16 protein-coding genes are annotated in these 21,046 nt (G+C 66.3%); 6 read left to right on the top strand and 10 right to left on the bottom strand.

The features are described from left to right. Positions 1-83: 83 nt before the first annotated feature. Positions 84-3,131, top strand: a complete 3,048-nt coding sequence (locus IE191_RS20010; protein WP_191326162.1) for a TonB-dependent receptor domain-containing protein — start codon at positions 84-86, stop codon at positions 3,129-3,131. A 217-nt stretch (positions 3,132-3,348) separates the two neighbouring features. On the opposite strand, the gene IE191_RS20005 is transcribed toward IE191_RS20010, so the two are convergent. From IE191_RS20005 to IE191_RS19995, 3 genes are all read right to left on the bottom strand, one after another. Beyond that, positions 3,349-4,554: a type III PLP-dependent enzyme gene (locus IE191_RS20005; protein WP_191326159.1), complete on the bottom strand. Its 1,206-nt coding sequence runs from the start codon at positions 4,552-4,554 to the stop codon at positions 3,349-3,351. A gap of 226 nt (positions 4,555-4,780) precedes the next feature. Beyond that, positions 4,781-5,977, bottom strand: coding sequence for a carboxynorspermidine decarboxylase (locus IE191_RS20000; RefSeq protein ID WP_191326156.1), 1,197 nt, complete (start codon positions 5,975-5,977; stop codon positions 4,781-4,783). A gap of 148 nt (positions 5,978-6,125) precedes the next feature. Further along, positions 6,126-7,331 carry a saccharopine dehydrogenase family protein gene (locus IE191_RS19995; RefSeq protein WP_191326154.1) on the bottom strand — a complete coding sequence of 402 codons (1,206 nt, stop codon included), beginning with the start codon at positions 7,329-7,331 and terminating at the stop codon, positions 6,126-6,128. A gap of 249 nt (positions 7,332-7,580) precedes the next feature. Here IE191_RS19995 and IE191_RS19990 point away from each other — a divergent pair, with 249 nt between their 5' ends. Together IE191_RS19990 and IE191_RS19985 are read left to right on the top strand one after the other, a co-directional pair. Then, positions 7,581-8,825 carry a BtaA family protein gene (locus IE191_RS19990; RefSeq protein WP_191326153.1) on the top strand — a complete coding sequence of 415 codons (1,245 nt, stop codon included), beginning with the start codon at positions 7,581-7,583 and terminating at the stop codon, positions 8,823-8,825. Then, a complete protein-coding gene (locus tag IE191_RS19985; protein ID WP_229815706.1) occupies positions 8,822-9,475 on the top strand; it encodes a class I SAM-dependent methyltransferase in 654 nt (217 codons plus the stop codon). The genes IE191_RS19990 and IE191_RS19985 overlap by 4 nt, the downstream gene beginning before the upstream one ends. Before the next feature lie 13 nt (positions 9,476-9,488). On the opposite strand, the gene IE191_RS19980 is transcribed toward IE191_RS19985, so the two are convergent. The 7 genes from IE191_RS19980 to IE191_RS19950 all read right to left on the bottom strand — a co-directional run bounded on the left by IE191_RS19980 (position 9,489) and on the right by IE191_RS19950 (position 17,620). Further along, a complete protein-coding gene (locus IE191_RS19980) occupies positions 9,489-10,697 on the bottom strand; it encodes a class I SAM-dependent RNA methyltransferase (RefSeq protein WP_191326152.1) in 1,209 nt (402 codons plus the stop codon). After that, entirely contained in the window at positions 10,694-12,121 is a 1,428-nt protein-coding gene (locus IE191_RS19975; RefSeq protein WP_191326151.1) for an NAD(P)H-hydrate dehydratase, read from the bottom strand. Before IE191_RS19975 ends, IE191_RS19980 begins: the two co-directional genes overlap by 4 nt. Next, positions 12,102-12,467: a hypothetical protein gene (locus IE191_RS19970; protein WP_191326150.1), complete on the bottom strand. Its 366-nt coding sequence runs from the start codon at positions 12,465-12,467 to the stop codon at positions 12,102-12,104. The genes IE191_RS19975 and IE191_RS19970 overlap by 20 nt, the downstream gene beginning before the upstream one ends. Then, the gene (gene ilvD / locus IE191_RS19965; RefSeq protein WP_191326149.1) at positions 12,467-14,323 is read right to left on the bottom strand and encodes a dihydroxy-acid dehydratase; all 1,857 of its coding nucleotides are present in this window, start codon (positions 14,321-14,323) and stop codon (positions 12,467-12,469) included. Before ilvD ends, IE191_RS19970 begins: the two co-directional genes overlap by 1 nt. 103 nt (positions 14,324-14,426) lie before the next feature. Continuing rightward, complete coding sequence (locus IE191_RS19960; RefSeq protein ID WP_191326148.1) at positions 14,427-15,158, bottom strand: N-formylglutamate amidohydrolase; 732 nt, start codon at positions 15,156-15,158, stop codon at positions 14,427-14,429. After that, complete coding sequence (locus IE191_RS19955) at positions 15,155-15,955, bottom strand: 4-(cytidine 5'-diphospho)-2-C-methyl-D-erythritol kinase (protein WP_191326147.1); 801 nt, start codon at positions 15,953-15,955, stop codon at positions 15,155-15,157. Before IE191_RS19955 ends, IE191_RS19960 begins: the two co-directional genes overlap by 4 nt. Before the next feature lie 18 nt (positions 15,956-15,973). After that, positions 15,974-17,620 carry an electron transfer flavoprotein-ubiquinone oxidoreductase gene (locus IE191_RS19950; RefSeq protein ID WP_191326146.1) on the bottom strand — a complete coding sequence of 549 codons (1,647 nt, stop codon included), beginning with the start codon at positions 17,618-17,620 and terminating at the stop codon, positions 15,974-15,976. Positions 17,621-17,796: 176 nt separating this feature from the next. On the opposite strand from IE191_RS19950, the gene IE191_RS19945 reads away from it, so the two are divergent. Genes IE191_RS19945 through moaB form a run of 3 tightly spaced genes read left to right on the top strand, consistent with a single transcriptional unit; the run spans position 17,797 to position 20,864 of the window. Continuing rightward, the gene (locus IE191_RS19945; RefSeq protein ID WP_191326145.1) at positions 17,797-18,546 is read left to right on the top strand and encodes a uracil-DNA glycosylase family protein; all 750 of its coding nucleotides are present in this window, start codon (positions 17,797-17,799) and stop codon (positions 18,544-18,546) included. After that, on the top strand, positions 18,546-20,321 hold the full coding sequence (locus tag IE191_RS19940) for a lytic transglycosylase domain-containing protein (protein ID WP_191326144.1): 1,776 nt from the start codon (positions 18,546-18,548) through the stop codon (positions 20,319-20,321). The genes IE191_RS19945 and IE191_RS19940 overlap by 1 nt, the downstream gene beginning before the upstream one ends. 15 nt (positions 20,322-20,336) lie before the next feature. Continuing rightward, the gene (gene moaB, locus IE191_RS19935) at positions 20,337-20,864 is read left to right on the top strand and encodes a molybdenum cofactor biosynthesis protein B (RefSeq protein WP_191326143.1); all 528 of its coding nucleotides are present in this window, start codon (positions 20,337-20,339) and stop codon (positions 20,862-20,864) included. The last annotated feature ends 182 nt before the right edge of the window (positions 20,865-21,046 follow it).

Genomic DNA, 21,046 nt, shown 5'->3' with positions numbered 1-21,046 from the left:
GTCCGACTCCTTCGTGGTCGGACTCTACCATCGGGCGGTCACATTTCAGGGGAGCACGTCACGTGCTTTGTGCTTCAGCATCCATGCTGGTGCCGTTCGTGCTGGCCGGCGCGGCGCATGCACAAACCACCGACACCTCGCCAAGCCAATTGCCGTCCTCTCCAGCGTCCTCCACCACGCCGGAAGAAACCGGATCGGACATTGTCGTCACCGCCTCGCGTATCAGCCGCGCCCCGGTAACCGACCAGCCCGTGGTAACGCTGGGCACGGACGAATTGTCGAAGCGCGGTTACACCAACGTCGGCCTTGCGCTGATGCAGCAGCTTCCTTCCTTCGGCACCCCCGGCAACGGCCCGGTAGGCAGCCAGGGCAGCTTCGGCGCTGGCCAGACCTTCGCCAACATGTACAACCTGGGGTCGCAGCGCACGCTCACCCTGGTCAACGGCATGCGCTTCGTCAGCCCGGCGAGCAGCTCCATTTTCGGCGCTGTTGCCGGATCGCCTGTCGATCTTTCGCAGATTGCCCCCAACTTGGTCGAACGTGTCGAAGTCGTTTCTGTCGGCGGGGCGCCGATCTATGGTTCCGATGCCATTGCCGGTACGATCAACTTCATTCTCAAGAAGAACTTCCAGGGGCTCGACATCAACGGTTCGACCGGGGTTTCGCAGCACGGCGATGGCCAAAACTACAACATTTCCGTGCTGGCCGGCAAGAATTTCGCCGAAGGTCGCGGCAATATCACGGCCAACTTCTACTATGACCGCCAGTACGGCATCGCGTCGTCGGCACGGCAGAGCACGCTGGGCGGATCTTCACCATTCTTCGGAACGACCAACAGCGATACGACCTTTGTAAACAAGTTCTACAATCGCGGTCAGCACTACAACATCTTCACCAACACCGGCATGCCGATGGTTGGGGATACGGTCCCGCTCATCAATACGCAGTTGACCGATGGCGGCCCTTATGTGCCTTACGCGCTGGGTGCGATAACCAACGCATCCGGGCAGCCCCTTTTCTTCAACGCAGCAGGCCAACTCGTTCCGTTCAAGAGTGGCACGCCGACCGGCAACCAGCTCTACCAAGCCGGCGGTGATGGCTTTGCTATCGGTGATTATTCCAACTTCCTGGTATCGTCGGAACGCTATCAGGGAACGGTGCTGACGCATTTCGACTTCACCGATCACTTCCGCTTCAAGGGTGAGGCGTGGTTCAGCAAGGACTACGCGACCAACATCGCCGATCAGCCATTTTACAACACCGCTCTGTTCGGGGCGGCAGGGGATGCCAACGGCAACCTGGTGTTCAGCACGGCCAACCCCTACCTGAGCGCGGCTGACCGCGCGACGATCATTAGCAATCTGGCGGCCGCCGGTGCCGACACCAGCCAGTTCTACCTGACCCGCGCAAACACCGACCTGGCAACTGGCTCGTTCCGCACCAGCAGCGATCTGCTTCGCTTCGTCGGTGGCCTGGAAGGTGACTTCGAAGCAGGCGAACGCAAGTTCAACTGGGAAGTCAACGCAACGTATGGTCGGTCGATCTCGTCCACCACGTCGCGTGAAGTCGTCATCCAGAACTACTTCAACGCACTCGATGCGGTCAGCGATGGCAATGGCAATATCGTCTGCCGCCCCGGCTATACCAGCGCAGCCTATGCCACGATCAGCAGCACGTGCGCTCCGCTGAACGTGTTCGGCACCAACCGCGCCAGCCAGGCGGCGCGTGACTACATCACCGCCCTCGCTACCACCCGCCAGATCAACAAGCAGTTTGACATCATCGCCGACATCAAGGGCGACATGTTCAAGCTTCCTGGCGGGTTTGCCAAGTTCGTCCTGGGCTACGAGCACCGCTACGAAAGCGCTCGCTTCGATCCAGGCGCGTTCTTCTACGGCCAGGACAACGGTGATGGCACGCGCAGCGGCTATGGCAGCTCGGTTCCGATCGATCCGGTGGCAGGCAGCTACTACACCAACGAAGGTTTCGGCGAACTCGACCTGCCGCTGGTGGGCCCGGATAATGATGTACCAGCGGTCTATCGCCTCGACTTCAACGGCGCTGCCCGCTACGTGAAAAACAGCATGACGGGTGGTTTCTGGTCATACACCGGTGGCGGAACCTATGCTCCGGTAAAGGGCCTTACCGTTCGCGGTAACTACACCCGCTCGTTCCGCGCACCGGCCATCACCGAGCTGTTCGCCCCGATCGGATCGGTTTTCCAAACCGCCGACGATCCGTGCGACTCACGCTATATCGGCCAAGGCCCGAACCCGGCGCGACGCGCGGCGAACTGCGCGGCGGCAGGTGTTCCGGCCGACTTCACCTCGAACGTTGTCGATTACACCGCTAAGGGCACGTCGCAGGGCAATCGCAATCTGCGCAACGAGATCGCCAATAGCTGGACCGTCGGCGGCGTGCTTGCCCCCGACGCGCTTCCGGGCTTCTCGCTGACGGCCGACTATGTCAGCGTAGACATCAAGCAGGGCATCGAGAACCTCTCGCTGACCGACGTGATGGCGGCATGCTATGACGCAGCAAGCTATCCCAGCACGTATTGCAACCTGTTCACCCGTGATGGCAATTCCCAGGTTACGTCGTTCGCGACTTCCTATTACAATCTTGCTATCGAGAAGTTCCGTGGCCTCCAGATGAATGGCCGCCTCGAACTGCCGCTGTCGCGCCTTGGGATGTCGTCGGACTCTGGCGCACTGATGATCAATGTGAACTACCTGCACACTTTCAAGCACTTCTACCAGGTTGGGACGGGTGACTTGCAGAAGACGGTAGGATCGGTTGCCGAACCAGCCGACAACTTCACGGCAACCTTCGACTATGCCAACAAGAGCTTCGACTGGCTGTGGCAGTTCATGTATTACGGCCCCAGCAAGATCGCGGTGAACTCGCCGGATACGCAGTATGAATATCCGCGTGTAAGCCCCTATCTGCTCGTGAACAGCTCGCTTGGCTTTACGGTGGACAAGAAGTTCGACTTGCGTTTCATGGTGAACAACGTGTTCAACCGCACGGTACCCTACCCGTATGCATTCGGCTCCACTAGCTCGCAGAACCGCTACTATGACGCCATCATGGGCCGTTACTTCCGCGTTTCGGCCGGCGTGAAGTTCTGACCGTTGACGCTGCGTGGCGCGTTTCATCGCCACGCAGCGAAAGCTTTCCAAGCGTTTCGTTTGCAAAGATCACGAACCAAAAAAGGCCCCGCCGATCGGATCGGCGGGGCCTTTTTCTGGGTTGCGACCCGATTGGACTCGGGATTGAAGCCACAATATCGATTGCAAGCTGACGCAAAAATGAACCGGCGGATCGGAATCCGCCGGTTCATGGCATTCAGCGCAGCGAAACCACGTTGTCGCCGGTCCGCAAGTGGCGACGGCTGCCGTTGTATTGGCTGGCCATCGGCTCGTCGGACACGGTGTAGGTTTCCACCGCTTCAAAGCCGTTGAACGCGGTCTTCATTGCCGCACCATAGGCGCCGAGCATGCCGATCTCGATGTAGTCGCCGGCGCGGACGTCGGCGGGCAGCGGGAACGGGCCCTGCATATAGTCCATGTCGTCGCAGGTGGGGCCGTAGAAGGCGAAATCCACCGCTTCGGCATCACCGGCTGCGTCGTTGTCGCCTTCGCGCAGCAGGCGCACGGGGAAGCGCCAGCCGACGTGGGCGGCATCGAACAGCGCGCCATAGGCACCGTCATTGATGAACAGCTCGTTCTCGCGGCGCTTTTCCACGCGCACGATGATCGAGTTGTATTCCGCGCACAGCGCCCGGCCCGGCTCGCACCACAGTTCCGCCGAATAGGACACCGGCAGCGATTCATAGGTGCGGTCGATCAGCGCGAAGTAGTCTTCGAGCGGCGGCGGCTCCATGCCCGGATAGACCGAGGGGAAGCCCCCGCCGACATCGATGATGTCCACGGTGACGGCCGCATCGACGATCGCCGCACGGGCCTTTTCCAGGGCCAGGACATAGGCATGCGGGCTCATCGCCTGGCTGCCGACGTGGAAGCACACGCCCAGGCAATCGGCGAGCTGGCGGCTCTGCTGGAGCAGTTCGCGCGCATCGACCAGATCGCAGCCGAACTTCGACGCGAGGCTGAGTTCCGAATGCTCCGACGAGACGCGCAGGCGCACGCACAGGGTCAGGTCCGTGGCGCCATCGGTGGCGACGCGGATCTTTTCCAGCTCGTCGAGCGAGTCGAGGCTGAACGTGCGCACGCCATAGGCGTGATAGGCCTCGGCAATGGCGCGGGGCGCCTTGACCGGGTGCATGAAGCACAGCGTCGCGTCCGGCAGCGTGGCGCGCACCAGCTTGACCTCGGTAATCGAGGCGACGTCATAGTGCGTCACGCCGGCATCCCACAGCACGCGCAGGAGATCGGGCGAAGGGTTGGCCTTGACCGCATAGAGCGACTTGCCCGGAAACTTCTCGACAAAGAAGCGGGCGGCGCGCGCTGCTGCATGCGGGCGGTTCAAAATGGCGGGTTGGTCAGGCGCGGTGGCGCGAACTACAGCCCGTGCATCAGGATGAATGTGCAACTCAAGGGACCCCCAAACGGAACGTGGAACGAAAGCTGCCTTGCGGTTTGGAAGTCCCCATGGGGCAGCGAGGAAGCGCTAAATAAGGCCAAGGGGGGGAACTTCAAGCGAAAAAATCCCCCTTTCACAAATCTGTCACACACCCCGGCTCGGATCGGCGCAGACCGGCCCCGGCCGGGCGCAGAAAAACAGCCCCCAGCCAGGGTCAAACCCTTGAAAAGGCAAGTTAACTCAAGCGGTCGCGAAAATCTTCGTAGGCGAACTTGCGGATCAGATCGAGGCTGTCCGTGTTGCTGTCCCACAGCCAGATCGAGGGCAGCGGCACCCCGTTGAACGTGGTGGTCTTGACCATCGAATAATGCGCCTGGTCGAGAAACGCGAAGCGCGTGCCCGGTTCGGCCGGCGCCGGCAGGCGATAGTCGCCGATCACGTCGCCAGCGAGGCACGAAGGGCCACCCAGGCGTACCGGGGCATCGCCCTGCCCGTCCTCATATTCGTCGATCGGCAGTTCCCCCAGCATGGCCGGGCGATAGGGCGCCTCGATCACGTCGGGCATGTGGCAGGTGGCGGAAATGTCGGTGATGGCAATGTCCATCCCGTTCCAGTGACGATCGAGCACGGTGCCCACCAGGACGCCGGCATCGAGCGCAACCGCCTCGCCCGGTTCCAGATAGAGCTCGCAACCGGTCTGCGCCTTCACCGCGCGCAGGAAGGCGACGAGATCGTCGCGCTGGTAATCGGCGCGGGTCACGTGATGGCCGCCGCCAAAGTTCAGCCACTTGAGCTGGCCCAGGAACGGCGCGATGCGTGGCAGCAGCGCCTCCCAGGTGCGGCGCAGCGGCTCGAAATCCTGCTCGCACAGGGTGTGGAAATGCAGGCCCGAAACGCCTTCCAGATGCTCCGGCTGCAACTGGTCCACCGGAAAGCCCAGGCGCGAATGCGGCGCGCACGGATCATAGCGCGGCACTTCACCTTCCTGGTGCAGCGGATTGATCCGCAGCCCCACGTCAAAGGCATGACCCGCCGCCCGCGCCGCATCGAGCACTGGCTTGAACCGCGCGATCTGGAACGGCGAATTGAAGATCACATGATCCGACAGCGCGCAGATTTCGGGCAGGTCTTCCGCCTTGTAGGCCGCGCAATAGGTCGCGATCTCGCCCTGGTAGTGCTCGGCAGCCAGCTTGGCTTCCCACAGGCCCGAGGTGCACACACCGTCGAGGTATTCCCCCACCACCGGCGCCACCTGCCACATCGAAAAGGCCTTGAGCGCGGCCAGGATCTTGATCCCGGCACGGTCGCGGATATCGGCCAGCGTGGCCAGATTGCGGCGCAGCGCCTGGACATCGACGACAAAGGCGGGGCTGTCGACGCGCGACAGGTCGAAATGGGCGAAGGCGCCCGGATCGCCGGCTCTGGTTTCCATGGGTGGGCCTTTCTGTGGGCTTGGGGCATGGCTTCCACCACCCCCAACCCCCTCCTCTAAAGAGGAGGGGGCTATTCGAGTTTCACTCCCCCTCCTCTTCAGAGGAGGGGGTCGGGGGGTGGTGCCGAAGCCTCAAACCACCGTAAGATCAGAACTGGAGCGGACCGCTCAGTTCCTTCACCTGCCAGGGCAAGCCATGCTGGTTGAGCATGTCCATGAACGGATCGGGATCGAGCTGTTCGATGTTGAACACGCCCTCGCCCTTCCACAGGCCCTGCACCACCAGCGCGGCACCGATCATCGCGGGAACGCCAGTGGTATAGCTGATCGCCTGGTTGCCGGTTTCGGCAAAGGCGTCTTCATGGTCGCAGATGTTGTAGATGTAGAACGTCTTTTCAACGCCGTCCTTGAGGCCCGTGGCAATGTCACCGATGTTGGTCTTGCCCTTGGTCGTGGCGCCGAGCGAGGCCGGCTCGGGCAGCACGGCCTTGAGGAACTGCAAGGGCACGATTTCCTTGCCCTCGTAGACCACCGGATCGATCCGCGTCATGCCCACGTTCTGAAGCACGGTCAGGTGCGTGATATAGGCATCGCCGAACGTCATCCAGAAGCGGATGCGCTCGATTTCGGGCAGGTGCGTCTTCAGGCTTTCGATTTCCTCATGATACATGAGGTACATGTTCTTGGGGCCGACGCCCTCGAAATCGAACTGCTGGCGGATGGTCAGCGCCGGGGTTTCCACCCATTCGCCATTCAGCCAGTGGCGCGCCGGGGCGGTCACTTCGCGGATGTTGATTTCCGGGTTGAAGTTGGTGGCAAAGGCCTGGCCGTGGTCGCCGCCGTTGCAATCGAGAATGTCGAGCGTGCGAATCGTGTCGAGCTTGTGCTTCTTGAGCCAGGTGGCGAACACCGAAGTCACGCCCGGATCGAAGCCCGAGCCGAGCAGGGCCATCAGGCCCTTTTCCTTGAAGCGTTCCTGATAGGCCCACTGCCACTTGTATTCGAACTTGGCTTCGTCGCGCGGTTCGTAGTTGGCGGTGTCCATATAGTGCACGCCCGCCGCCAGGCACGCATCCATGATCGACAGATCCTGGTAGGGCAGCGCCAGGTTGACCACCAGCACGGGCTTCACGTCGTTGATCAGGGCCGTCGTCGCCGCCACGTCGTCGGCATCGATCTGGTAGGTGGCCACGTCAACACCGGTGCGTTCCTTCACCGAGGCGGCGATCGCGTCGCACTTGCTCTTGGTGCGGCTGGCAAGGGCGATGCCGGTGAAGATATCGGCATTCATCGCCATCTTGTGGACCGCGACCGAGCCGACGCCGCCAGCGCCAATCACAAGAACCTGAGCCATGGTCACTCCATCTTTTGCCGCAAGGGGCATTCGTCAAAACAGGGGGTAGCCGGGCTGCCCAAGCCAGGCAGCACCATCATGCGCAGGCCCATAGGGCAAGCACATGACAAACCCAAGTCCTATTGCAAGACATGCAACGCCCGCTGCATCACCCGCACCACGCCGGCCGCACCACGCAGGTTTGCCACATTACCGCAACGCCACTGCCTTATGGCCCGCCCATCCATACCAATGGGAAAGAGCAAGGCCATGGAACAGCAGCACCAACGGGACCACGCCACCGTCAACGGCGGCAACCCGATCACCCGCTCCGTCGTGCGCAAGGGCGCCGGCGTGGCCCACCGCCTGCTCGACCATGCCTTTGCCCTGGCCTTTCGCGGCCTGGTCTATGCGCAGATCTGGGAAGACCCGGACGTGGACATGGAGGCCTTGCAGATTCGCCCCGACAGCCGCGTTGTGGCTATCGCCAGCGGGGGCTGCAACGTGCTGTCCTATCTCGTCGCCAATCCCGAGAGCATCACCGCCGTCGATCTCAACACCGCGCATATCGCGCTCAACAAGCTCAAGCTGGCCGCCGCGCAGGCCTTGCCGGATCATGCCGCGTTCCACCGCTTTTTCGCGCAGGCCGACAGCCCGGCCAACATCGCCGCCTATCGCGCGCACCTGGCCCCGGTGCTGGACGAACCGACGCGCCGCTATTGGGAAGGGCGCGACCTGATCGGCCGCCGCCGCATCGGCGGGTTCACCAAGGGCATCTACAAGCGCGGGCTGCTGGGCAATTTCATCGGCGTCGCGCATCTGCTGGCCAAGCTCTATCGCATCGATCTGGCGCAGATTCTGGCCGCACCCACGCAGGACGCGCAGCGCGCGGTGTTCGAGCGCGAACTGGCCCCGGTGTTCGACAAGCGCTTCGTGCGCTGGCTGACCGACCAGCCTGCCGCCCTGTTCGGCCTGGGCATTCCGCCCGCGCAGTTCGATGCCCTGGCCGGTGACCAGCCCATGGCGCAAGTGCTGCGCCGCCGCCTGGAAAAGCTCGCCTGCGATTTCCCGGTGGATGAGAACTACTTCGCCTGGCAGGCCTTTTCGCGCGGCTATGCCCGCAGCGACCAGGCCCCGCTGCCGCCCTATCTCCAGGCCGCCAACTGGGACGTGGTGCGCGCCCGCGCGGCCCGCGTGCAAGTGCTGCATGCCAATTTCACCGAGCACCTCGCCACCCTGCCCGATTCCTCGCGCGATCGCTATGTCCTGCTCGACGCGCAGGACTGGATGAGCGATGACCAGCTCAACGCCCTGTGGCAGCAGATCACCCGCACCGCCCGCCCCGGTGCGCGCGTGCTGTTCCGCACCGCCGCCGCGCCCACCCTTCTCCCCGGCCGCGTAGCGCCTGCCCTGCTCGACCGCTGGACCTATCACGCGCAGGCCAGCGCCGGCTTTACCGCGCGCGATCGTTCCTCGATCTACGGCGGCGTGCATCTTTACGAGCTGCGCGCATGAGCATGCTGGCCGGGCCGGCGCGCGACCATGGCGCGCTGATGGATGCGATCTATCGCCGCCAGGTGCGCATCTATGACATCACCCGCAAGTATTACCTGTTCGGCCGCGACCGCCTGATCCGGGACCTGCATGCTCCGCCCGGCGCGCGCGTGCTGGAACTGGGCTGCGGCACCGGGCGCAACCTGGACCGGATCGCCCGACGCTGGCCCGGCATGCGCCTGCATGGCATCGACATCTCGCGCGAAATGCTGACGTCGGCCAAGGCGCGCCTGGGGGAAACCGCGCGTCTGGCGCTGGCCGATGCCAGCGCGTTCGACGCGCAAGGGTTGCTCGGCACCGCGCGGTTCGATCGCATCGTGATTTCCTTTGCCCTGTCGATGATCCCGCCCTGGCGGGAAACCGTGGCCCATGCGGCCACTCTGCTGGCGCCGGGTGGATCGCTGCACATGGTCGATTTCCACGATGCGGCGGGCCTGCCCGGCCCGCTGCGCCGGCTGCTCCAGCGCTGGCTCGCGCGATTTCACGTCACTCCGCGCACCGATCTTGCCGCCATGGCGCAGGCCCTCGCCGCGCGCGAAGGCCTGGCCTGCGCGATCCACGACGGGGCATTGGGCTATTACCGGCTGATCGTGCTGACCCGGCCCCGTTGAGGCCGGGGGCCCCTCAAGCGTCTTTCACGAACAGGCTGGCCAGTTCGACATGGGTGGACCAGCGGAACTGGCCCACCGCCTTGAGCCCTTCCAGGCGATAGCCGGCCGCCACCAAGCTGGCCGCATCGCGCGCCCAACTGGCGGGATTGCAACTGACATAGACCACCCGCGCCACGGTGGAGGCGGCAATCTGCGCCACCTGATCGCGCGCGCCGGCACGCGGCGGATCGAGCAGCACGGCGGCAAAGCGGTTCAGTTCTTCGGCGCGCAACGGGTTGCGGAACAAGTCGCGGTGCAGCGCGTGGACCGGGCGGCTCTGCATGCGCGCCGCCGCCTGGCAAGCGAGATGCGCGTCGCGCGCGGCTTCCACCGCCAGCACTTTGGTGCCCGGCCCGGCGAGGGCAAAGGCGAACGTGCCGAGGCCCGAAAAGAGATCGGCCACCGTCGCCGCCCCCGCCAGCCACTCTTGCGCGGCGGCAACCAGCGCCGCCTCACCATCGGCCGTCGCCTGAAGAAAGGCACCGGGCGGCAGGCTGACCGGCGTTCCGCCCAGGGTGATCGTGGCGGGATCGGGCTCCCACGTGGTTTCCGGGCCATAGCCGGCATCGAGCGTCAGCCGCGCCAGGCCATGGGCGCGAGCGAAATCAAGCAGGGCTTCGGTCCGCGCCAGATTGTCGGCCACCAGCCCGGTAAAGCCCAGCGCCACGCCCTGGTCGGCCAGAGTCATTTCCACGTCCACCGCCAGCTTGCGATCCTGCCAGGATTCCAGCAGCGCGCGCAGCGGGGCGACCAGCGCGAACAGTTCCGGCGCGATGACGTGGCATTCGCGCATGTCCACCGTCTTGTGGCTGCCGCCCTCGCGAAAGCCGATCATCACGCGGCGCCCGATCGCCTGGGCATGCAGCGTGGCGCGGCGGCGGGTGCGCGGCGGAGACAGATGGGTGGGCGCCGGCGTGCCCGGCTCCAAGTCCTGCCCCTTGGCCGCGCCGACAACGCGGCCACCGACATAATCGCGCAGCGCCGCTTCCGACAGGTGCTGCAACTGGCAGCCACCGCACGCCGGGAAATGGCGGCATGGCGGCTCGACATGGTTCGGCCCCCAGGTCAGCGTGCCATCGGCCTCCAGCACGTCGCCGGGGGCGGACAGCGCGACATAGCGCCCATCGGCAGTGGCGCCTTCGCCCTTGGCCGCAACGCGCACGATCGTGGCGGCGGTGCTCATGCCAGGGCCTCCTGCAAGGCCGGGCCGATGGCATGGGCCAGATCGCCACTGGTCAGCGCCGGGCCGGCAAGCTGCGCGGCGGCGCCATGCAGCCACAGCCCTTCATGCGCGGCCCGCACCGCATCGCGCGTGGTGGCAAGACGGCTGGCCACCGTGCCGGCCAGCACATCGCCGCTGCCCGCCACCGAGAGCCACGACGACGCGCGCGGCGCCACGGTGACCGCGCCCTGCGGCGTGGCGATCAGGCTGTCAGGCCCCTTGAGAATCACCACGGCCTGCGCCGCCTGTGCCAGCGCCAAGGCGCGCGCGGGGCGTTCGCCCTGGCCCGAAAGCCCGAAATTGCGTTCCAAAACCTGCATCTCTCCTTCGTGCGGGGTCAGCACCAGCGCCGTTTCCCGCAGCATGGCCGGCGCCAGCAGCACCAGCGCATCGGCATCGATCACCATCGGCTTGCCTGCCGCGAGCGCGGCCGCAAGCCGTGCCGCCGCCGCATCATCGCGGCCCAGTCCCGGCCCGACCAGCAGCGCGGCAAAGCGGCTGTCGGCCAGCACATCCTCCAGCGGGCCTTCGCGCACCACCAGCTCCGGCGGCGCGCCCGGCAGGCCGGCATCACCGGCCAGCACCTGCACATACCCCGCCCCGCCGCGCAAGGCCGCCGTTGCCGCCAGCAGGGCCGCGCCCGGCATCGCGCCCGCCACAATGCCCAGCAACCCGCGCCGATACTTGTGCGCGTCTGCCGCCGGCGCTGTCAGGACAGGCTTTTCCAACACGCGCGCGGCGCCGGGAACCGCCGCGACGCCGATCTCCACCAGCCGCAGCGCGCCCATCTTGGCGCAAGCGGGCATGGCAAAGTGGGCATGCTTCCACGCGCCCAGCGCCAGCGTCAGGTGCCAGTCCGGCAAGCCGGGGTTGAGGCAGGCGCCGCTGTCGCTGGCCACGCCGCTCGGCAGGTCCACCGCGATGCGATAGGCATGGCGCGCCGCCAGATCGCGGAGCAGGCCAAGCGTCGCATCGTCCAGCGGGCGCGTCAGGCCGCTGCCGAACAGGCAATCGACCAGCACCCCGCCCAGCCCGGCCACAGCGCTGTCATGCACCACGCCGGCATAGGCGGCGCGGGCCTGGCGCGCGGCTTCGGTCTGCGGCGGGCGCGGCGCGATCACCGCCACGCGCAACCCGGCATCGGCCAGCATGCGGGCGATGACATAGCCATCGCCGCCATTGTTGCCCGGCCCGCACAGCACGGTCACGCGCCGCCCGGCCGCCACGCGGCGCACCCATTCGCCCGCGCCGCGCCCGGCGCGCTGCATCAGGGCGTGGACATCGCTGCCCGCCGCCATCAGCGCCTCTTCGGCCGCGCGCATCTGCGCCACGGTCAAGACTTGCCCAGAGTCACGGCTCAGGCGGTCAGGGTTTTGGCTGGACATCGGCTTTCACTTTGGCGGGAAAGCGATAGCGATCGCTGCCCACGGTCACTTCCAGCCGGCCATCGGCCAACCAGGCGACGGTCGCCGGCACCACGCCATCGGCGGCAATCACGCCGCGCCCGTCATCCACTTTCAGCAAGCGGCGAAAGCCCCCGCCGGGGTGATGCACCACCAGCAGGTGCCGCGCGCCTTCGACCACAGGCTCGACCCGGCAATCGAGGGCAAAGACCCGGGCGCCGTCGGTGGCGCAGTCGATCTTCACCATCGGCGGTTCGGGCGCAGAGCCGGCGCCCTGCCCGCAGGCAGAGAGCGCCAGCAGCAGCCCGAGAACGCCCGCCCGCCGCATCAGCCCCGCTTCAACTGCGCCAGATCGCGCACGGCGCCGCGCGCGGCGCTGGTGGTCATCGCGGCATAGGCCTGGAGCGCCACGGAAACCTTGCGCGCGCGCGGCTTGGCCGGCTGCCAGGCATCGGCACCCTTGGCTTCCATCGCGGCGCGACGGCGGGCGAGTTCCTCCGGCGCGACCAGCACGTCGATCGTGCGGGCGGGAATGTCGATGGCGATGAGGTCACCGGTCTCGACCAGGGCAATATCGCCTCCCTCGGCCGCTTCCGGCGAAACGTGGCCGATCGACAGGCCCGAGCTGCCCCCGGAAAAGCGCCCGTCGGTCACCAGCGCGCAGGCCTTGCCCAGGCCCTTGGACTTCAGATAGCTGGTCGGATAGAGCATTTCCTGCATGCCCGGCCCGCCCTTGGGGCCTTCATAGCGGATCAGCACGACATCGCCTTCCACCACCTGGCCGGTGAGGATCGCCGTCACCGCCGCATCCTGGCTTTCATAGACCTTGGCCGGCCCGGTGAACTTGAGGATGCTTTCATCCACGCCCGCCGTCTTCACGATGCAGCCATCGGCGGCAAGATTGCCCGCCAGCACGGCCAGGCCACCGTCCTGGCTGAAGGCATGTTCGGCACTGCGGATCACGCCGTTCTCGCGGTCGAGGTCCAGTTCGCTCCAGCGGCGGTTCTGGCTGAAGGCGGTCTGCGTCGGAACGCCACCGGGCGCGGCGCGATAGAATTCCTGCACCGAGGGCGCATTGGTGCGCGCCACGTCCCACTGCGCCAGGGCATCGGCCATGGTGCGGCTATGCACCGTGGGCGTATCGGTGTGCAGCAGCCCGGCGCGATCGAGTTCGCCCAGGATCGCCATGATCCCGCCGGCGCGGTGCACGTCTTCCATGTGCACGTCATTCTTGGCCGGTGCCACCTTGGACAGCACCGGCACACGGCGCGAGAGGCGGTCGATATCGGCCATGGTGAAATCCACCCCGGCCTCGTGCGCGGCGGCCAGCAAGTGGAGCACCGTGTTGGTGGAACCGCCCATGGCGATGTCCAGGCTCATGGCGTTTTCAAACGCGCGGAAATTGGCGATGGCGCGCGGCAGCACGCTTTCGTCGCCCTCTTCGTAATAGCGCTTGCACAGGTCCACGGCCAGGCGCCCGGCTTCCAGGAACAGGCGCTGGCGATCGGCGTGGGTGGCCAGAGTCGAACCATTGCCCGGCAGCGACAGGCCCAGCGCCTCGGTGAGGCAGTTCATCGAATTGGCGGTAAACATGCCCGAGCACGAGCCGCACGTGGGGCAGGCCGACCGCTCGATGTCGGCCACTTCCTCGTCGCTGTAATTGTCGTCAGCCGCCACGACCATGGCATCGACCAGGTCGAGCGCATGCTCCTTGCCGCGCAGCACGACCTTGCCCGCTTCCATCGGCCCACCCGAAACGAACACCACCGGAATGTTGATGCGCAGCGCCGCCATCAGCATGCCCGGCGTGATCTTGTCGCAGTTGGAGATGCAGACCATGGCATCGGCGCAGTGCGCGTTGACCATGTATTCCACGCTGTCGGCGATCAGGTCGCGGCTGGGCAGCGAATAGAGCATGCCATCATGGCCCATGGCGATGCCATCATCCACGGCGATGGTGTTGAATTCCTTGGCCACGCCACCGGCCGCCTCGATCTCTCGCGCGACCATCTGGCCCAGATCCTTCAAGTGGACATGGCCCGGCACGAACTGCGTGAACGAGTTGACCACCGCGACGATCGGCTTGCCGAAATCGCCGTCCTTCATCCCCGTGGCGCGCCACAGGCTGCGCGCGCCCGCCATGTTGCGGCCGTGGGTCGAAGTGCGGGAGCGATAGGCGGGCATTGTTCAGGACTCCAGACGGGCATTTCAGGTGCGCACCGCGCGGGCGCAAGAGCGAGCCCCTACTCCACCTGCGGCCGCAGGTCCAAGGTTACGTTTGCGACTTTTACGAAAGGCCTGCAACCACCGCCGGCAGCAAGCGACCGAGCCGTTCTGCCCATGCGGCCTGCCCCTCGGCATCGCCGATCAGATCCTGGCGCAGTTCAAGGCCCACATAGGGCCGCCCATGCGCCTCGGCGTGGCGGTTCATCGTGGCGTTGAGCAGGCGCCCGGAATAGGGCTGCTGGTCACCCACGCACAGGCCCGGCTCCTGCGCCAGCCAGTCCAGCGCCAGCCGCGCGGCGCGCTCGTCCTGGTTGTAGAGCACGCCGACATGCCAGGGCCGGGCTTGTGCGGGATCGCTTGAAAGACGTGGCGTAAAGCTGTGCAGCGAAAGGATAAGGGCCGGATCATAGGCGGACAGCACCTGCTCCAGCGCGGCGTGATAGGGATCGAAGAAACGCGCCAGCCGCGCAGCCCGTCCGGCCTCGTCCAGCGCATTGCCGGGAATGGGGTGGCCATCGCTGGCCAGCGGCACCACGGCGGGCGCATCGGCGTCGCGGTTGAAGTCGCAGACCAGGCGGCTAACCCCGCCCAGGAACGCGGCGACACCCGGCACTTGCGCCAGCAGCGCGCCGATTTCGGCCACGCCGATGTCGATCGCCACATGCTGGGTCAGCAGCGCCGGATCGATACCCAGGTCGATGTCTTCGGGCACCCGCGCCGAGGCGTGGTCCGACACGACCAGCACGCCGCCAGCGGTGGGCGTGCCCAGCAGGGTCCAGGCCTCGTGGCTCATCGCAGCGCTCCGGCCAGCGTCCACCAGGCCGCCGGCATGGCCGCCTGCGCCCGATCGCGCGCGGCGGCATCATCATAAAGCGCAAAGCACGTCGCGCCAGAGCCGGACATGCGCACCAGCCAGGCGCCGGTTTCGCGCAGGGCCGCCAAAACGTCCCCGATCTGCGGCACCAGCGCCAGCGCTGGCGCTTCCAGATCGTTGCGCCCATCGCGCGCGATCGTGCGCAAGTCGCCCTCGGGCAGTGGCCCGCGATCGATCCCGTCCCAGCCCTTGAACACCGGCCCGGTCGCCAATGGAATGCGCGGATTGACCAGCAGCACCGGGCAACCGGCCAGGTCATTGTGGGGCACCGCTTGCAGATCCGTGCCGGTGCCGCGCCCGATGCAGGCGCGGCTGGCCACGCAGGCCGGAACATCGGCCCCGAGCGCAGCGGCGCGGGCATGCCAGTCGGCCGGCAGGCCCTGCGCCCGCTCCACCAGGCGGAACACCGCCCCGGCATCGGCCGAACCCCCGCCCAGCCCGGCCGCGACCGGCAGGCGCTTTTCCAGCGTGACGGCCCAGCCCGCCTGTCGCGGCAGGGCCGTCAGCGCCCTGGCCACGATATTGCCAAACGGATCGGCCAGTTCGCCGCCGAATTCGCCCACCACACGCAGGCCGTCCTGCGCTGCCGGGCCTACCGCCAGTTCATCGCCGGCATCGACGAAGGCAAAGACGGTTTCCAGCTCGTGATAGCCATCCTGGCGCCGCGCGCGAACGTGCAGCGCCAGGTTGATCTTGGCATAGGCCGTTTCATGCATTGTGCGAACAACGGCCTCTTACATATTGGGATAGTTGGGGCCACCGCCGCCTTCGGGCGTCACCCAATCGATGTTCTGGGTCTTGTCCTTGATGTCGCAGGTCTTGCAGTGGACGCAGTTCTGCGCGTTGATCTGCAAGCGCGGCGTACCCTCCTCGACGCCGACGAACTCATAGACACCCGCCGGGCAGAACCGCGCTTCCGGCCCGGCGTAGAGCGGCAGGTTGACGCGAGTGGGCACCTCGGGATCCTTGAGCACGAGGTGGCACGGCTGGTCTTCCTCGTGGTTGGTGTACGAGAATGACACGCTGGTCAGGCGGTCGAAGCTGATCACGCCATCGGGCTTGGGATAGGCGATCGGCTTGTAGAGATCGGCGCGCTGCGTCGCTTCGGCATCGGTGTGGTGCTTGAGGCCCTTGATCGGGTTCACCTTGAGCACGCGGCCCCACATGTCCGCCCCGGCCAGGATCGTACCCCAGGCGCCACCGAACTTGGCCACCAGCGGCTGCGCGTTCTGCACCAGCTTGAGTTCCTTGGCGATCCAGCTTTCGCGCACGGCGGCATCGTATTCCACCATGTCGTCATGCTCGCGCCCGGCGGCGGCTGCCGCAACGATCGCCTCGGCCGCCAGCATGCCGCTCTTCATCGCGGTGTGGCTGCCCTTGATGCGCGGCACGTTGACGAACCCGGCCGAGCAGCCGATCAGCGCGCCACCGGGGAACGACAGGCGCGGCACCGATTGCCAGCCGCCTTCGTTGATCGCCCGCGCGCCGTAGGCCACGCGCCGCCCGCCTTCCAGGATGGCGCGGATTTCCGGGTGCTGCTTCCAGCGCTGGAATTCCTCATAAGGATAGACATAGGGATTGGCGTAATCGAGCGCGGTAACGAAACCGAGCGCGACCTGGTTGTTCGCCTGGTGATAGAGGAAGCCGCCGCCCCACGAATTGCTTTCCGAAAGCGGCCAGCCTTGGGTGTGGAGCACGCGGCCCGGCACATGCTTGGCCGGGTCGATATCCCACAGCTCCTTGATGCCCAGGCCATAGACCTGCGGCTGGCAATCCCGTTCCAGGTCGAAATGCTGCTTGAGGCGCTTGGTCAGGCTGCCACGCGCACCTTCGGCAAACAGGGTATACTTGGCATGCAGTTCCATGCCCGGCTGGTAATCGGGCTTGTGGCTGCCGTCCTTGGCCACGCCCATGTCGCCGGTGGCGACGCCGATCACCGCGCCAGCCTCGTTGAACAGCACTTCGGCCGCCGGGAAGCCGGGGAAGATTTCCACGCCCAGTTCGGTCGCCTGCTCGGCCAGCCAGCGGCACAGGTTGCCCAGGCTGCCGGTATAGTTGCCGTCGTTGGACATGAACGGCGGCATCGGCCAATGCGGAATGGCGTATTTCTTGGTCTTGGTCAGCACCCAGTGCCAATTGTCGGTCACCGGCACTTCGGCCATGGGGCAGCCCATCGTGCGCCATTCGGGCAGCAATTCGTCCAGTGCCTTGGGATCGACCACCGCGCCCGACAGGATGTGGGCGCCGATTTCCGAACCCTTCTCCAGGATGCACACCGAAAGATCGGGATTGAGCTGCTTCACCCGGATCGACGCGGCCAGGCCCGCCGGCCCGCCGCCGACGATCACCACGTCATAAGGCATCGATTCCCGTTCGCTCATCGTCCCCGCTCCATCCACCCAATCTCTTTGGCGCCCGTCAGAACCCGGGCTGTTAATCACGCGATTATGCGGTGCAGCCTTGAAAGCTGGGGCGCCCAAGGTCAATAGGGTGTGCATGACAATGCCCACACAGGCCACTCCATGACACAAAAAGGCATAGTGCCCGTGGTTGCGGCATGAGCGAACCGTCCGGCCACGGATTGGCCACGCTGATCGATGCCGCCTTTGCCTGGTGGGAGGATGCCGGTGTCGATGGCGACTTTGCCGACGCGCCGCAATCCTGGCTGGCCAGCGAACGCAAGGTGGCAGCCAAGGCTGCGGCCAGCGCGCCCGCCTTCGCGCCGCCACCACCGCCCCCGGCCATGGGCGGCCTGGCGCGCGATTGGCCACAGACCCTGGAGGAATTCCACGCCTGGTGGCTGGAAACACCCAGCCTGCCGTTCCCCGCCGCGCGGCGCCTGGCGCCCAGCGGGCCGGCCGGTGCGCCGCTGATGATCCTGCTGCCGATGCCCGAGGAAGACGATGCCACCGGCCTGCTGACCGGCCGGGGCGGCAAGCTGGTCGATGGCCTGCTCGGCGCACTGGGCCTGTCGCGCACGCAGGTCTATTGCGCCAGCGCGCTGCCGGTGCATGTGCCGATGCCGGATTGGACGCAGTTGCGGGCCGAGGGATTGGGCGCGCTGCTGGCCCATCACGCCGCGCTGGCGGCCCCGCAGCGCGTGCTGGTGCTGGGCCGCAACGGCATTTCAACGCTGATCGGACACGACTTGCCGATTAATGCTGCCGATTTACGAGAGTTTAACCATGACAGGGGATGCGTACCGGCGGTTTTCGCATACGATCTTGCGGCGCTCGTGGCTCGCCCGGCGCACAAGGCGGCATTGTGGAACCGCTTGCTCGATTGGACGGGAACAGACCTGACGTGATGAACCGGCGCATTCACCGCGCTTGCCTGCCGGCTCTGGCGCTTGCCAGCCTTGCCGGTCTGGCGGCGCCTGCACACGCCAACAGCGCGGCCGTGGAATACTTTCGCAGCCGGGCAGACCGCACCGCGGTGCCCACGTTGCTGAGCCAGGAAGACCGCACCTATTACACCCAACTCTTCGCCGCGATCGAGCGGCAGGACTGGACCAATGTCCAGTCGATGCTGGCCCAGCGCAGCGACGGCCCGCTCCATGCCGTGGCCCGCGCGCAATATTATCTCGCTGCCAGTTCGCCCAAGGCCGACCTTGCCTCGCTGACCGACCTAATCAGCCGCGCGCCGGACCTGCCGTGGACCGACCAGCTTGGCCGTTTGGCGCTCAAGCGGGGCGCCACCAGCCTGCCGATCACGCCCAGCGCGCAATCGCTGGCCGCGCTGCCCAGCACGCCACGCCGCACCCGTCCGCGCAGCACTGCCGATGGCACGATGCCCGATACCGTGGCCCAGGCGATCCAGGAGCGGATCAAGGCCGACGACCCGATGGGCGCGCGCGTGCTGCTCGATGGCATCGACGCCGGGCTTTCGCCCGAAGCCCGCGCCGAATGGCGCCAGAAAGTGGGCTGGAGCTTCTATATCGAGAACGACGATGCCAATGCCCGGCTCGTCGCACTGTCCGCCACGCAGGGCGGCTCCGGCCCGTGGGTGGCCGAGGCGCTGTGGACCGCTGGGCTGGCCGCCTGGCGCATGGACGATTGCATGGCCGCCGCCGATGCCTTTGCACAGTCGGCACAGCAGGGCAGCAATCCCGAACTCGTCGCCGCCGGCTATTATTGGGCGAGCCGCGCGCTGGTGCGCTGTCGCCAGCCCGAAAAGGTATCCAACCTGCTGCGCGCCGCCGCGCGCAACACCGACACGCTCTATGGCATGATGGCGGCAGAGGCGCTTGGCCTGCGCAATGCCACGCCGGCCGCCGCGCCCGATTTCTCCGCGTCGGACTGGCAGTCGCTGCGCGATGTCAACAATGTGCGCCTGGCCGTGCAGCTTGCCGAAATCGGCGCCGATGGCCTGGCCGACGATGTGCTGCGCTATCAGGCCCGCATCGGCGCGCCCAGCCAATATGCCCCGCTCTCGCGCCTCGCCCGCGATCTCGGGCTACCCTCCACCCAGCTCTGGATGGCCTACAACGCCCCGCCCGGTGCCCGTGCCGATGCTGCGGCACGCTTCCCCGCGCCCAAGTGGGTGCCGGCCAATGGCTGGAAAGTCGATCCGGCGCTGCTGTTTGCCCATTCCTTGCAGGAATCGAACTTCCGCACCGCCGTCACCAGCCCCGCCGGCGCCAAGGGCCTGATGCAGGTCCTGCCCGGCACCGCACGCGACATGGCTCGTGCCGACCCGGTCATGCAGGGGCGCGACAGCCAGCTCGACCTGCCCGACGTCAACCTCGCCTTCGGGCAGACCTACCTCACCCGCCTGCGCGACAATGGCGCCACCGGGGGTCTGCTGCCCAAGGTGATCGCCGCGTACAATGCCGGGCCGGTGCCGGTGGCGCGCTGGAACGTGCAGGTGAAGGATCAGGGCGATCCGCTGCTGTGGATGGAATCCATCCCCTATTGGGAAACGCGCGGCTATGTCGCGGCCGTGATGCGCAATTACTGGATGTACGAGCGCCAGGCCGGTGGCCCTTCGGAAAGCCGGATCGGGCTGGTCCAGGGGCTGTGGCCCAAGTTCCCCGGCCTTTCGGGCGCGGACAACGTGCGGGTTGCGATGGGCGGCAATTGAGCGCATCAGGCACGCATGGCCATCGACCCGACCCGCACGTTCAAGCCGATCAACATCGCCCTGCTCACGGTTTCCGACACGCGCGGACCAGATGAGGACACCTCGGGTGACATTCTAGCCCAGCGCATTCGCGACGCCGGGCACGCCCTGACCGCGCGCGCGATCGAAAAGGACGATGCCGGGGTGATCGCCACCCGGCTCAACAACTGGATCGACGATCCCCAGGTCGATGCCGTGGTGATCACCGGCGGCACCGGGCTGACCGGGCGGGACGTGACGCCCGAAGCGCTCGACCGCGTGAAAACGCGCGACATTCCCGGCTTTGGCGAACTGTTCCGCTGGCTCAGCTACAAGACCATCGGCACCAGCACGATCCAGTCCCGCGCCTGCGCCGTGGTGGCGCGCGGAACCTACATCTTCGCCCTGCCCGGCTCCAACGGCGCGGTGAAGGATGGCTGGGACGGCATTCTGGCCGAACAGCTCGACAGCCGCAACCGCCCCTGCAATTTCGTCGAACTGATGCCAAGGCTGCTGGAAAAGTAACCTCCCCGGAACGGGGAGGGGGACCGCGCGAAGCGTGGTGGAGGGGAGTGGCAGCCTGAAGCGGCATTCAAGGCCGGCACTCCCCTCCACCAGCCTGCGGCTGGTCCCCCTCCCCGCCTCGGCAGGGCTATCGCATATGACGGAGTACGGAGAGCAGGAATGCGTCGTTCCAGGCGGCGCGT

This window comes from Novosphingobium pokkalii (assembly GCF_014652855.1).
GTDB lineage: Bacteria > Pseudomonadota > Alphaproteobacteria > Sphingomonadales > Sphingomonadaceae > Novosphingobium > Novosphingobium pokkalii.
This window is presented reverse-complemented; position numbering and strand designations above follow the sequence as displayed.

What these genes read in the sequence shown, in the direction of transcription:
- IE191_RS19985 (WP_229815706.1), top strand. Translation starts at nt 8,822, where the DNA reads ATGAGCATGCTGGCCGGGCCGGCGCGCGACCATGGCGCGCTGATGGAT.
- IE191_RS19970 (WP_191326150.1), bottom strand. Translation starts at nt 12,467, where the DNA reads ATGCGGCGGGCGGGCGTTCTCGGGCTGCTGCTGGCGCTCTCTGCCTGC.
- IE191_RS20000 (WP_191326156.1), bottom strand. Translation starts at nt 5,977, where the DNA reads ATGGAAACCAGAGCCGGCGATCCGGGCGCCTTCGCCCATTTCGACCTG.
- IE191_RS20010 (WP_191326162.1), top strand. Translation starts at nt 84, where the DNA reads ATGCTGGTGCCGTTCGTGCTGGCCGGCGCGGCGCATGCACAAACCACC.
- IE191_RS19940 (WP_191326144.1), top strand. Translation starts at nt 18,546, where the DNA reads ATGAACCGGCGCATTCACCGCGCTTGCCTGCCGGCTCTGGCGCTTGCC.
- IE191_RS19960 (WP_191326148.1), bottom strand. Translation starts at nt 15,158, where the DNA reads ATGAGCCACGAGGCCTGGACCCTGCTGGGCACGCCCACCGCTGGCGGC.
- IE191_RS19980 (WP_191326152.1), bottom strand. Translation starts at nt 10,697, where the DNA reads ATGAGCACCGCCGCCACGATCGTGCGCGTTGCGGCCAAGGGCGAAGGC.
- IE191_RS19990 (WP_191326153.1), top strand. Translation starts at nt 7,581, where the DNA reads ATGGAACAGCAGCACCAACGGGACCACGCCACCGTCAACGGCGGCAAC.
- IE191_RS19945 (WP_191326145.1), top strand. Translation starts at nt 17,797, where the DNA reads ATGAGCGAACCGTCCGGCCACGGATTGGCCACGCTGATCGATGCCGCC.
- moaB (WP_191326143.1), top strand. Translation starts at nt 20,337, where the DNA reads ATGGCCATCGACCCGACCCGCACGTTCAAGCCGATCAACATCGCCCTG.
- IE191_RS19995 (WP_191326154.1), bottom strand. Translation starts at nt 7,331, where the DNA reads ATGGCTCAGGTTCTTGTGATTGGCGCTGGCGGCGTCGGCTCGGTCGCG.
- IE191_RS19955 (WP_191326147.1), bottom strand. Translation starts at nt 15,955, where the DNA reads ATGCATGAAACGGCCTATGCCAAGATCAACCTGGCGCTGCACGTTCGC.
- IE191_RS19975 (WP_191326151.1), bottom strand. Translation starts at nt 12,121, where the DNA reads ATGTCCAGCCAAAACCCTGACCGCCTGAGCCGTGACTCTGGGCAAGTC.
- ilvD (WP_191326149.1), bottom strand. Translation starts at nt 14,323, where the DNA reads ATGCCCGCCTATCGCTCCCGCACTTCGACCCACGGCCGCAACATGGCG.
- IE191_RS19950 (WP_191326146.1), bottom strand. Translation starts at nt 17,620, where the DNA reads ATGAGCGAACGGGAATCGATGCCTTATGACGTGGTGATCGTCGGCGGC.